9 protein-coding genes and 1 pseudogene are annotated in these 12,749 nt (G+C 66.1%); 4 read left to right on the top strand and 6 right to left on the bottom strand.

Features of this window, described 5'->3' with window-relative positions; all coding sequences use genetic code 11:
- Positions 1-114 precede the first annotated feature (114 nt).
- From fdhA to AC4EEO_RS00975, 3 genes are all read right to left on the bottom strand, one after another.
- Positions 115-1,329: a formaldehyde dehydrogenase, glutathione-independent gene (gene fdhA / locus AC4EEO_RS00985; protein WP_491339664.1), complete on the bottom strand. Its 1,215-nt coding sequence runs from the start codon at positions 1,327-1,329 to the stop codon at positions 115-117.
- Between the two features lie 135 nt (positions 1,330-1,464).
- The gene (locus AC4EEO_RS00980; RefSeq protein WP_491339663.1) at positions 1,465-2,877 is read right to left on the bottom strand and encodes a ferredoxin reductase; all 1,413 of its coding nucleotides are present in this window, start codon (positions 2,875-2,877) and stop codon (positions 1,465-1,467) included.
- Positions 2,874-4,178 (bottom strand): aromatic ring-hydroxylating oxygenase subunit alpha, encoded by a 1,305-nt coding sequence (locus tag AC4EEO_RS00975; protein ID WP_109045588.1) that lies wholly within the window; start codon positions 4,176-4,178, stop codon positions 2,874-2,876. Before AC4EEO_RS00975 ends, AC4EEO_RS00980 begins: the two co-directional genes overlap by 4 nt.
- A gap of 236 nt (positions 4,179-4,414) precedes the next feature.
- Here AC4EEO_RS00975 and AC4EEO_RS00970 point away from each other — a divergent pair.
- Positions 4,415-4,925, top strand: a pseudogene (locus AC4EEO_RS00970) (HNH endonuclease signature motif containing protein); the annotation flags it as partial.
- A gap of 145 nt (positions 4,926-5,070) precedes the next feature.
- Here the strand turns inward: AC4EEO_RS00970 and AC4EEO_RS00965 are convergent.
- From AC4EEO_RS00965 to AC4EEO_RS00955, 3 genes are all read right to left on the bottom strand, one after another.
- Entirely contained in the window at positions 5,071-7,425 is a 2,355-nt protein-coding gene (locus AC4EEO_RS00965; RefSeq protein WP_491339662.1) for an FdhF/YdeP family oxidoreductase, read from the bottom strand.
- A 98-nt stretch (positions 7,426-7,523) separates the two neighbouring features.
- Positions 7,524-8,144, bottom strand: coding sequence for an MBL fold metallo-hydrolase (locus AC4EEO_RS00960; protein ID WP_109045586.1), 621 nt, complete (start codon positions 8,142-8,144; stop codon positions 7,524-7,526).
- A complete protein-coding gene (locus AC4EEO_RS00955; RefSeq protein WP_491339661.1) occupies positions 8,141-9,247 on the bottom strand; it encodes an S-(hydroxymethyl)mycothiol dehydrogenase in 1,107 nt (368 codons plus the stop codon). The genes AC4EEO_RS00960 and AC4EEO_RS00955 overlap by 4 nt, the downstream gene beginning before the upstream one ends.
- Positions 9,248-9,558: 311 nt before the next feature.
- Between AC4EEO_RS00955 and AC4EEO_RS00950 the strand changes: the two genes are divergently transcribed.
- Genes AC4EEO_RS00950 through purM form a run of 3 tightly spaced genes read left to right on the top strand, consistent with a single transcriptional unit; the run spans position 9,559 to position 12,743 of the window.
- The gene (locus tag AC4EEO_RS00950; protein WP_018760832.1) at positions 9,559-9,873 is read left to right on the top strand and encodes a hypothetical protein; all 315 of its coding nucleotides are present in this window, start codon (positions 9,559-9,561) and stop codon (positions 9,871-9,873) included.
- Positions 9,874-9,930: 57 nt separating this feature from the next.
- On the top strand, positions 9,931-11,601 hold the full coding sequence (gene purF, locus AC4EEO_RS00945; protein WP_109045584.1) for an amidophosphoribosyltransferase: 1,671 nt from the start codon (positions 9,931-9,933) through the stop codon (positions 11,599-11,601).
- Positions 11,598-12,743 carry a phosphoribosylformylglycinamidine cyclo-ligase gene (gene purM / locus AC4EEO_RS00940; RefSeq protein ID WP_109045583.1) on the top strand — a complete coding sequence of 382 codons (1,146 nt, stop codon included), beginning with the start codon at positions 11,598-11,600 and terminating at the stop codon, positions 12,741-12,743. Before purF ends, purM begins: the two co-directional genes overlap by 4 nt.
- Positions 12,744-12,749 lie beyond the last annotated feature (6 nt).

Raw genomic sequence — 12,749 nt, 5'->3', positions numbered from 1 at the left:
TTTGTTGCCCGCGGAGCGCGCGCTGTTCCACCCCGGCATGCCAACGGCGGCACCCCTGCTGAGCGGGGCGCCGCCATTGGAACCTTGCCGTTCTTCACAAACGGGAACCGCGCATCAGTTGTTGAGGTAGCCGTTCGGGTCCAGGACGTACTTCGTTGCCGCGCCGGCGTCGAACTCCGCGTACCCGCGCGGGGCGTCGTCGAGCGAAATGGCCTTGGCGTTGACCGCCTTGGCGATCTGGATCCGGTCATGGAGGATGGCCATCATCAGCTGCCGGTTGTACTTCATCACCGGGCATTGGCCCGTGGTGAAGGACAGGGACTTCGCCCAACCGGTTCCCAGGGACAGGGACAGGCTGCCCTTCCGTGCGGCTTCATCCGCGGCTCCCGGGTCCCCCGTGACGTAGAGGCCGGGGATACCCACGGAGCCACCGGCGGTGGTGAGGTCCATCAGCGAGTTCAGCACGGTGGCAGGTGCTTCCTGGGCGCCGTGGCCGTGGCCGCGTGCCTCGAAGCCGACGGCGTCGATGCCGGAGTCGACCTCCCGGACGCCGAGGATCTGCTCGATCTGGTCTGCCGGGTCAGCGTTGGCCACATTTACGGTTTCGCAGCCAAAGGACCGGGCCTGGGCCAGGCGGTCTTCGTTGAGGTCGCCCACGATGACCACCGCAGCTCCCAGCAGTTGGGCGCTGGCGGCCGCGGCAAGCCCGACGGGGCCGGCACCGGCAACGTAGACGGTGGACCCGACGCCGACGCCTGCCGTGACTGCGCCGTGGAAGCCGGTGGGGAGGATGTCGGAAAGCATGGTCAGGTCCATGATCTTTTCCAGGGCCTGGTCCCGGTCCGGGAACCGCAACAGGTTCCAATCGGCGTAGGGAACCAAGACGTATTCCGCCTGCCCACCCACCCAACCGCCCATATCGACATAGCCGTAGGCAGAGCCGGGACGGTCCGGGTTCACGTTCAGGCAGATCCCGGTCTTGCGCTCCTTGCAGTTCCGGCAGCGCCCGCAAGAAATATTGAACGGGACGGAGACGATGTCCCCCACCTTGATGAATTCGACGTCGGGTCCGGTCTCAATGACTTCGCCGGTGATTTCGTGGCCCAGGACGAGGCCGGCAGGGGCCGTCGTCCGGCCGCGGACCATGTGCTGGTCCGAGCCGCAGATGTTGGTGCTCACGGTGCGCACGATGACCCCGTGCGGCACCTTCCGGCCGACGTTGGCGGGATTGACACCGGGGCCGGCCTTCAGTTCAAACGACGGATACGGGGTATCGATGACCTCGACAACCCCGGGCTCCTTGTACGCAACGGCTTTGTTACCTGACATGGGCGTGGCTCCTATGGTTAGGGTTCAATTGCCACGGAAGGCCTGACGCCGGCTGCATCAGACCCTCCGTGTGGTTATCACTTTCACCTGCGGTGAAACGTGGGACGGCGCGGTGCCGGCGGCTCAGGGAAGCGGCTAAGCGTCGATCACCATGTCGGTGCGCGCGGTGGAGCAGCAGGGAAGGAACTTGCCGGCATCGATTTCCCGTTTGCGGATTCCACCCTGGTGGTTCATGTCGATCTCCCCGGACAGCTTGACCACCTTGCAGGAGCCGCACATGCCCTCCTTGCAGTTGGCGCCGATCCGGACACCGGCCCGCTGGGCCACACCCAGGATGGGTTCCTGCGGGTCGATCCGCACATTGATTCCGGTGCGCATGAAAGACAGGGTGAGGCTGCCAGTTCCCACGGTGTCGAAGCTTGACGCATCCGGGGTGGCGGCTTCGGTTGCGGCTTCGGCGGCTTCCACGGACGCGGCTTCCGCGGAGGCCGGGGCTGCAGCTTCCAGCGCCAGCCCCGTGGCCTGCAGGGTTCCATCCTCGTCGTAGCCGGGCTCATAGATCCCGAACGCCGCCGGCTGGCCCTCGAAGTAGTCCTCGGCGGACTCCGCGATCTCGTCCGCGATTTCCTCGGCGATGTCCGCCGCCAGGGCGAGCTCGGCCTGGTATTCGAGGAGGGTCTGCCGGTCGCCGGAGAAGAACTCCATGTAGATGGAGGTATCGTCGACGCCCACGTTCTTGAGCAGTTCAGTGGCGGTGTTCAAGTACCCCTCGGGTCCGCAGGCGTACACCTGCCGGCCGTTGGCGTCCGGCGCCACCTCGTCGATCATGGCCGCCGTCAGCCGTCCGGTGAAGCCCTCCCAGTCCTCGGGCCTGCCGCGGTCGCCCAGGGCGTAGAAGACCTTGACGCGCGAGTCCACCGACGCGATGTAGGCCAATTCCCGGTGGAAGGCGAAGCCGCCGGCTTCCGCGCCGTGGTAAAGCACCACCACATCGGCGGTTCCGGGCAACGAGTGGATGGTGCGCAGCATCGACATGATGGGGGTGATGCCTGCGCCGGCGGCCAGGAAGAGGTACCGTGCCCGCCGATCGGCGTCAGGCAGGTGGAATGCCCCGACAGGTCCCAGCATGTCCAGGACAGTTCCGGGCCTGACGTTCCCGTGCACCCACGGGGAAACCAGTCCGCCCGGGTCGCGCTTGACGGTGACGCTGAAAGTCCACGGTTCCGTGGGTGAACTGGACAGCGAGTAGCTGCGGTCCACCGGTTCCTGGTCCTCGCCGTTCACGGGGAAAGCGATATTCACGTACTGGCCCGCGCGGAACGCCAGGGGCGCACCGTCACAACGGCGGAAGACGAAGGTCATCATGCCGCCCGCTTCGGGAACGGTTTCGACGCATTCGGCCATGAACTCCTGCGGATGCCACGGGCCCAGCGCCTTGGCTGCACTGGCCGGGCCTTCCATGCTGCCCATCACCCGGTTCCACGGCATTTCAAGGCCGCGGATGCGCTGCGGTTCCCGGACCGGCGCCTGAGTGAGGACGTCAATCATGCCAAGTGCTCCTGCACGCGCTGGACGTACCAATTGATGAAGGCCTCCACCTGGTATTCGCTCTTCATGTAAGGGCCGGGCTCGTACGCGGGGCTGGCAGCACCCTGCTGGCACAGCTCAACAAACGCCTTGTCCTGCAGGTTGGTCTGCTTCCAGGTGTAGGTGAGCTTTTCGAGGTCGTAGTCAACGCCTTCCTCGGCGTCGTCAGCCACCAGCCAGGTGGTGCGGACCAAGGACTGGTGCTCGTTGATGGGGAAAACCCCGAACGTGATGACGTGGTCACCCAGGAAGTGGAACCAGCTGTTGGGCTGCAGGTGCATCGAGCAGCGGCCCAGGCGGAAGTCCCGAAGGTCGCCGAGCAGCTTCTTCGAGAGCCTGCGGCCGTCTGCGGAGAACGATTCGCCTTCGCCGTCCAGGGATTCGCGCGAGATGCGGATACCGGCAATGCGGGTGTCGAGTTCCTCCACCACCTCGTAGGGCAGGCCGTAGCGGCGGCACCGCTCCTCGAGGGAGGACTGGGCTTCCTTGTTGCGGTCCCAGACCTCTTCCAGGTGGGCCGGGATCAGTCCCTCGGTCAGGCCCCACGTGGGGAAGAGCGAGCAGGCGAGTTCCGGGTGGCCGTCGCAGTGGTAGCACTCACGGTTGTTCTCCATGACGAGCTTCCAGTTGCCCTCTTCGATGATGTTCTGCTGGTAGGCAATCTTGGTCTTGGACAGGTCGTGGGGCGCGAGGTAGGGCTCGAAAATCTTGGCGGTTTCGTCGAAGTCTGCGGGTGGCTCGTCAGCAATGCAGACGAAGATGAGCCCGGCAACCTCCCGGCTGTGGGCGCGCTTGAGGGCAAAGCAGTTCTTGTCGAACTTGGCTTCGCCGGGGGCGGATGCGTGGATCAGGTTGCCCTCGGGGGAATACGTCCAGGAGTGGTAGCCGCAGACCAGGTTTCCGGTGGAACCGGCGGCTTCGGTCAGGACGCGGGCACCGCGGTGGCGGCAGACGTTGTGCAGGACATTGACGCCGCCCTCGTCGGTGCGCAGCACGATCAGGGAGTAGGGTCCGTAGTCGACCGTGATGTAGTCGCCCGGCTCCGGCAACTCGGCAACGCTGCCGGCAAAGATCCAGTGCTGGCCGAAGATGGCTTCCATGTCGAGCTTGAAGATTGTCGGGTCAGTGTAGAACGGGGCATCAAGGGAGTAGCCGGTGCGCCGCAAAGCAAACAACTCGGTAATTTCGGCCAGCTGCTCGGCAGGCAATGTTGAGGCGAGCTTTCCGCGTGCGCTGAGGGGCGCATTCACTGAGGTAGTCATGTGTTTCCTCCCGATAGGGCTGGGCATGGGGCGATTTGTGGGTGGATACGGTGCAGGTGGGGCACAAGGGGTGTTCAAGACGTTCTGTCAACGAATGTGGGGAGGTTCATCAGCAACAGAAGCGACAACTCCGGAATAAAACTGAAGCGCCTAACGCAACAACGATCACCATATGCAACAGTGTGACTCCAGCCACGCTCACTGTCAATCAATTTCGGATATGACGAAAAAGCATGGCCGACATGGTTGCGGGGCCGGATGCGCCGGTGCAGGCGCAGGAGATGGCGGTCGCGGCGGAGATCGGGTGTGTTTGGCCCTGGGTCCGCGCGCCGTGTCGTCGTTCCTGACGGCCTCGCACGGCGTAGTTACCTCATTGCCGAGGACATTGGAAGGGCTGCAGGCCGGGACCCTGTCGTGGCAGCATGCGGTGGTGATGGCGGATGAGACGCGTACCTTGATGCCGCGGGGGCGGCCGGGTTGGAAGCCCACTTCCTGGACCATGACGCCCCGGACCCGGTGCGGGGATGACCGGTGGGGCGGTTGCCGGCGCACCGGTTCAAAGCCAAGGCCCGGACCTGGCGGGAACGCCACCACGCCGAGAGCATCGAGAAACGCCACGTCGAGGGGGTGTCAGATCGGCGGGTAGAATTCCGGGCGGACCAGGACGGGATGGCCTGGCTCTCCGCGTTTCTTCCCGCGGACCAGGCCCTGGCGGGGTGGAACCGGCTCACCGCGATCGCTCGTGGCAAGGACCTTGACCCGAAAGCCGGTCCCGACGGGAACCACCCGGCATAAAAACCTGTGTGGGGAACGGCGACGGCGGCACCCGGCACCTGCCGGACTGCCGCCGTCGTCATTGCCCGCACCGGCGCACCTTACCCATCCGGTGGGGCTAGGCGTGCGTTCCGGCCAGCTCCCCTGCAGATTCCCCGGCAACCGCAGGCTCTCCCCGGTGCGGCTCGAACCTGACGAACATGGCCTTGAAGCCGGGGGTGTTGGATACGCGGGCCACGTTTTCTTTGTGGACCAGCGCGTTCGCTTCGGGGAAGTACGCGGCCGCGCAGCCCTTGGCGGTGGGATAGGCCACCAGCCGGAACTTGTCTGCCCGGCGGTCCACGCCCTGGAAGGTGCTGACGACGTCCACGAGTTCCCGGCCCTGGAATCCTTGCTCGGCGAGGTCCTCAGGGTGGATGAGGATCACGCGGCGGCCGCCGGAGATGCCGCGGTAGCGGTCGTCCAGGCCGTAGAACGTGGTGTTGTACTGGTCGTGGCTGCGGATGGTCTGCAGCACCAGGTGCCCCGGCGGCGGGGTGAGGTATTCCAGCGGGCTGACGGTGAACCGGCCGCGGCCGATGTCGGTGGCGAAGGAGCGGGTGTCGCGGGGCGGGTTGGGCAGCACGAAGCCGTTCTTGCTCCGCACCCGCGCGTTGAAGTCCTCGAAGCCGGGCAGGACCCGGGCGATGTGGTCGCGGATCACGTCATAGTCCTCGGCCATTGCCTTCCAGTCCACTGGGTGGTCCGGGCCAAAGGTGGCCTCCGCCATCCGTGCCACGATGACGGGCTCAGCCAGCAGGTGCTCGGAGACTGGGGTGAGGCGGCCTTGGGTGGAGTGGACCACGGACATCGAGTCCTCCACGGAGAGGAACTGTGCGCCGTTGGGATGCTTGTCGTCCTTGTCGGTGCGGCCCAGGGTGGGCAGGATCAGTGACGTGCGGCCGTGCACCACGTGCGAGCGGTTGGGTTTGGTGCTGATGTGCACGGTCAGCCCGATCCGCTGCATGCCCGCTTCCAGCGCCTCGGTGTCAGAGCAGGCGAGCGAGAAGTTTCCGCCCATGGACACGAATACGTCCACCTCGTTCCGTTCGAATGCCTCCATCGACTCCACGGCGTCGTAGCCGTGGTGCCGCGGAGACGTGATGCCGAACTCGGCGTCCAAGGCCTGCAGGAGCCACTCCTTGGGTTTCTCCCAGATGCCCATGGTCCGGTCGCCCTGGACATTCGAGTGTCCGCGGACCGGGCAGGCGCCGGCGCCGGGCTTGCCGAAGTTGCCCTGCAGCAGCAGGACGTTGACCATTTCCTTGATGGTGTCCACCGAATGCGGCTGCTGCGTCACGCCCAGCGCCCAGCAGAAGATCGAGGCCTTGGACGCCACCAGCATCGCCGCGACCTTCTCAATCTGGCCCCGGGTGAGGCCGGTGGCCTTCTCGGTTTCATCCCAGTCCAAGGTGCGCCGGGCGTCGCGGTAGGCATCGAACCCGTCCGTCTGGGCGGCAATAAAGGAATGGTCGACGACGGTCCCCGGGTTGGCTGCCTCGGCCTCCAGCAGCAGGTGGCCGAGCGCCTGGAACAGCGCCAAGTCCCCGCCCACCTTGATCTGCAAGTACTCATCGGCCAACGGCGTCCCGCCGCCCACCACCCCGGAAACGGTCTGCGGGTCCTTGAAGTTGAACAGGCCGGCCTCGGGCAGCGGGTTCACGGCCACCACCTTGCCGCCCTTGTCCTTGCACTCCTTCAACGCGGACAGCATCCGTGGATGGTTGGTGCCGGGGTTCTGGCCCACCACGAAGATCAGTTCGGCGTCGTGGATGTCATCCAGGGAGACCGTGCCCTTGCCAATGCCGATGGTCGGGTTCAAAGCCGAGCCGGAGGACTCGTGGCACATGTTGGAGCAGTCGGGGAGGTTGTTGGTGCCCAGGGACCGTGCGAAGAGCTGGTACAGGAATGCGGTCTCATTCGCGGTGCGGCCGGAGGTGTAGAAGACGCTGCGCTCCGGGGTGGTCGCCCGGAGGTGTTCACCGATCAGCTCGAACGCGTCAGCCCATGAGATCGGCGAGTAATGCGTCTCCCCTTCGCGGATCACCACCGGTTCGCTCAACCGGCCCTGGTTGCCCAGCCAGTACTCGGTCTTCTCCGAGAGTTCGGCGATGGAGTGTTGGGCCCAGAACTCCGCGCCGACTGTACGCAAGGTGTTCTCCTCGGCCACCGCCTTGGCGCCGTTCTCGCAGAACTCGGCTGCTTTTCGCTTCTTGTCCGATTCCGGCCACGCGCAGCCGGGGCAGTCGAAACCGCCCCGCTGGTTCAGCCGCAGCAGCGACTGCGCCGTCCGGGTCACACCCGCCTGCGCCACCGCACGCTCGAGCGCAACCATGACGGCCTTGACCCCGGCCGCCTCCGTTTTGGGTTTGTGGACCGAAAGATCGTCCTCATTGATGTCCGCAACGGGGGCGGGCTGCTTGCCGAACTTCATCGTTCCAACTTCCTAACCGGCTTGTGCTGATGGATCGCCGGCGGAGGCGCGCCGGGTCCTCCCAGCGCGCCTCCGCCGGGCGCTTTCTTGACTTCTGGTTACTGCGTCACCTTCGCCAGCGTTTCCTGCTCGGCGGCGATGGTGGTGTTGTCCCCATGGCCGGTGCGGACCACAGTGTCGGCGGGCAGTGTCAGCAGCCGTTCACGGATGGACGCCAGGATGGTGGGGTAGTCGCTGTAGGACCGCCCGGTGGCACCCGGGCCGCCGTTGAACAGGGTGTCGCCGGTGAACACCGTTCCCTCGCTTTCCAGGTAGAAGCAAGTGGACCCGGGCGAGTGTCCCGGAGTGTGGATCGCACGCAGGGCCGCCCCGCCCACCTCGAACACGTCACCGTCGGAGTGGTAGCGGTCCGGTTTCGCGTCCGGGTATACCTGCTCCCAAAGCACCAGGTCCTCCTGATTCAGCAGGATCGGTGCCTCCAAGGCGTCCGCCACCTCACGCGCGGCACCGATGTGGTCGTTGTGCGCGTGGGTGAGCAGGATGGCCTTCACCTTCCGGCTGCGGACCTGGTTGATGATCGCCGCTGCGTCGTGCGGCGCATCGATGATGATGCATTCCTCGTCATTGCCCACGATCCAGACGTTGTTGTCAACGTCCCAGGTGCCGCCGTCGAGCGAAAAAGTTCCCGAGGTGACCAGGTTCTCGATGGTGACGCTCATGCGGACGCCCCGGCAGGCTGGACCTCGACGACGGAGCGCAGCACCTTGCCCCCATGCATCCGCTCGAAGGCCTCTTCCACCTGGTCGATCGTGATGCGCTCGGACACGAACGCGTCCAGGTCCAGGTTGCCCTGCTTGTAGTGCGAGACGAGCATGGGGAAGTCGCGGGAGGGCAGGCAGTCGCCGTACCAGGAGGACTTCAGCGAGCCGCCGCGGCCAAAGACGTCCAGCAGCGGCAGTTCAAGCGTCATCTCCGGCGTCGGAACACCCACCAGCACCACGCGGCCGGCAAGGTCGCGGGCGTAGAAGGCCTGCTTGTACGTTTCGGGCCGGCCGACGGCGTCTATCACCACGTCCGCCCCGTTGCCTCCGGTGAGGGCCCGGATGGCTTCCACGGCGTCCTCCTGCTTGGAGTTGACCCCGTGGGTGGCGCCGAGGGACTTGGCCATGTCGATCTTGTTGTCGTCGATGTCCACGGCGATGATCGTCGTCGCCCCCGCGAGCTTCGCGCCCGCGATCGCGGCGATCCCCACGCCGCCGCAGCCAATCACTGCCACGGACTCGCCACGCTTGACCTCTCCGGTGTTGATCGCGGCACCGATGCCTGCCATCACGCCGCAGCCCAGCAGGCCCACCGCGGCAGCATCACCCTCCGGGTCCACCTTGGTGCACTGCCCGGCTGCCACCAGGGTCTTTTCCGCGAAAGCACCGATGCCCAGGGCAGGCGAAAGCTCGGTGCCGTCCTCAAGGGTCATCTTCTGCGTGGCGTTGTGCGTATTGAAGCAGTATTGCGGCTGGCCCTTGGCACACGCACGGCACTCCCCACAGACCGCGCGCCAGTTCAGGATCACCCGGTCGCCCGGGGCCACCTGGGTCACATCGGGGCCAACGGCACTGACAACCCCGGTGGCCTCGTGCCCGAGCAGGTAAGGGAAGTCATCACCGATACCGCCCTGCTTGTAGTGCAGATCCGTGTGGCAGACACCGCAGGTCAGGATGTCCACCAGCGCCTCCCCCGGCCCGGGATCCGGGACCAGGATGGTCTCCAACGACACAGGGGCGTTCTTCTCCCGGACAACAACTGCTTGAACTTTGTGAACCATGGTTCTTGTGTTCCTTTCCTGGATCCGCCCGGACCCGTGAGTCGGCACCAACTGCCAATCTAACTGACAGGCCCGGACCGGGGACCACGGCGCCTCAGCGTTCGAAGCGCAATGAGTTGCATAATAAACAACAGAATGCACATAGTGCCTACAGCAGAATATGGCAGCGACAAGACTCCATGTCAATAGATATATCAGTCTCCGAGCAGTTGCCTACCAGTGTGCCACTCCCGCCTCTCCGGGCCGGGAGCGCCAGGCATCCCCAGATACCCGTTTCCCGGAGCAAAACAGTGGGCAGTAGGCTGGATGGCATGTCTTTTGAAGAAACCCCCGCCGAGCGGCGCGAGGTTACCGTCCGCCGGGCACCCAAGTACGTTCCCTTCCTGGTGGTCGGGGCGCTGCTGGGAGCCGTCGCTGCCGCGGTGGTGGCGTACGGGGTGCCGGGGGACACCACCTTCGACCCCGGGGCGGTGTTCGGTTTCTTCCTGGTGATGTTCGCGGCCGCAGGGGCCATCCTGGGCGCCGGGCTGGCGCTCGTGCTGGACCGCCGCAGCGTGAAGCGCCAGCAGCGGGCAGTGGTGGAAGCCGTGCCGGATTCCGAACCGGATACCGACCCCCAGGCCTAGCAGGTCACAATCGGGCAGCCGGAAAAGTCGTACCCCATATCGTGCGATAATCGATCAGTGGCACGCGGCGATGGAAAACTTTCCCATGATCTTCTCCCCGGCGAAAAAGGCCCGCAGGACGCTTGCGGCGTCTTCGGCGTTTGGGCACCAGGCGAAGAAGTAGCAAAACTTACCTATTACGGGCTGTATGCACTGCAGCACCGCGGTCAGGAGTCGGCTGGCATAGCCACCAGCGACGGCAAACGGATCAACGTCTACAAGGACATGGGACTCGTCTCCCAGGTCTTCGACGAGACCACCCTGAACACCCTGACGGGGCATCTGGCCGTGGGCCACTGCCGCTACTCCACCACCGGCGCCAGCCACTGGGCCAACGCGCAGCCCACCCTCGGAGCCACCTCCACCGGCACGGTTGCCCTGGCACACAACGGCAACCTGACCAACACCGCCGAGCTCAACGCCATGATCAACGAACGCAACGGCGGCCAGCTCACCGGCGAAATGAAGCAGGGCAACACCTCCGACACCGCCCTGGTCACCGCTTTGCTTGAAGGCGAGCCGGGCAAGACCCTCGAAGAAACCGCCACGGAACTCCTGCCCAAGATCAAGGGCGGCTTCTGCTTCGTCTTCATGGACGAAGGAACCCTCTACGCCGCACGCGACACCTACGGGATCCGTCCGCTGGTCCTCGGCCGGCTGGAGCGCGGCTGGGTGGTGGCCTCCGAGCAGTCCGCCCTGGCCACCGTCGGCGCCAGCTTCATCCGGGAGATCGAGCCGGGCGAGTTCATTGCCATCGACGAGGACGGCGTGCGGTCCAAGCGGTTCGCGGAGCCGACGCCGGCCGGTTGCGTTTTCGAGTACGTCTACCTCGCCCGCCCGGACGCCGCCATCGCCGGCCGCTCCGTCTACGAGTCCCGCGTGGAGATGGGCCGCCAGCTGGCCCGGGAAAACACGCAGCAGGCGGACATCGTCATTCCCGTACCGGAATCCGGTACCCCCGCCGCCGTCGGCTACGCCGAGGAATCCGGCATCCCCTTTGCGCACGGTTTCGTCAAGAACTCCTACGTGGGCCGCACGTTCATCCAGCCGTCGCAGACCCTGCGCCAGCTCGGCATCCGCCTCAAGCTCAACGCCCTCGAGTCCGTGATCCGCGGCAAGCGGGTTGTGGTGGTGGATGACTCGATCGTCCGCGGCAACACCCAGCGCGCCATTGTGCGGATGCTCCGGGAAGCCGGCGCCGCAGCCGTCCACGTCAAAATCTCCTCCCCGCCGGTGCAGTGGCCCTGCTTCTACGGCATCGATTTCGCCTCACGCGCGGAGCTCATCGCCAACGGCGCCACCATCGAGGAAATCTCCCAGGCCATCGGTGCGGACTCACTGGCCTACATCTCCGAGGACGGCATGATCGGGGCCACCCGGCAGCCCCGCGAACGGCTCTGCACCGCCTGCTTCACCGGCAAGTACCCCATCAAGCTGCCGGACGCCGACAAGCTGGGCAAGAACCTGCTGGAGCGCACCGACCTTGGCGGCCTCAAGCCGTCCCCGGCCGCGCTTCCCGGCGAGACGGCCGCCCTGGCCGTTGATGCCGCGGAGGACCCGGCTGAGAAAGCCGGCGCCACCGGCTGCGATCCCGGACCGGACGCCGAATTCGAAAACCTGCTGACCGAAGCCGACCTCGTGCCCGACGTACACGCCGCCACCAGCGCCGACAAGAAGGACTCCGTATGACTTCCGCCAACACCGCCGCAGAAAACTCCGGCATCACCTACGCCTCCGCCGGCGTGGACGTTGAAGCCGGGGACCGCGCCGTCGAGCTCATGAAGGATGCCGTCAAGGCAACCCACAACTCCTCGGTGATCGGCGGGGTGGGCGGCTTCGCCGGCCTCTATGACGTCTCCAGGCTCCTGACCTACAAGAAGCCGCTGCTGGCCACCTCCACGGACGGCGTCGGCACCAAGGTGGCCATCGCCCAGGCCATGGACATCCACGACACCATCGGCTTCGACCTGGTAGGCATGGTGGTGGACGACATCGTGGTGGTCGGCGCCGAGCCGCTGTACATGACCGACTACATCGCCTGCGGCAAGGTGGTCCCCGAACGCATCGCGGACATCGTGCGCGGCATCGCCGCAGCCTGCTCCGTGGCCGGCACTGCCCTGGTGGGCGGCGAGACCGCCGAGCACCCGGGCCTGCTGGGCGAACATGAATACGACGTCGCCGGCGCCGCCACCGGCGTCGTGGAAGCCGACGCCCTCCTCGGCCCGGACCGCGTCCGCGCCGGCGACGTGGTGATCGGCATGGCCTCCTCCGGCCTGCACTCAAACGGCTACTCGCTGGTCCGCCGCGTCATCAACCACGCCGGCTGGGCACTGGACCGCCAGGTATCCGAACTGGGGCGCACGCTGGGCGAGGAACTCCTTGAGCCCACCCGCGTCTACGCAGCCGATTGCCTGGACCTGGCCCGCACCTTCCCGGTCAGCGCCGGCGCCGCCGTCCACGGCTTCAGCCACGTCACCGGCGGCGGCCTGGCCGCCAACCTGGCCCGGGTCCTCCCGCAGGGCCTGGTGGCAACGGTGGACCGCGCCACCTGGGAACTGCCCGCGATCTTCAAGCTCGTGTCCGAACTGGGAAATGTCCCGCTGCCCGACCTCGAGCGCACCCTGAACCTCGGCGTGGGGATGGTGGCCATCGTGTCCCCCGACGCCGCCGACGCCGCAGTGGCGCGCCTGAACGACCGGGGCCTGCCGTCCTGGATCATGGGCGCGGTCACGGAGGACTCGGATGCCATTTCCAAGTCCGGCCCCGATTACGTCCAGGGCGCCAAGGGCGTGGATGGCGGCGCCGTCCGCATGGTCAACGCCTACGCCTAGAGCCAC

It is taken from the genome of Pseudarthrobacter sp. MOO13 (assembly GCF_058267655.1).
The sequence above is the reverse complement of the archived record's forward strand: the minus strand, read 5'-3'. Positions and strand labels throughout refer to the sequence as shown.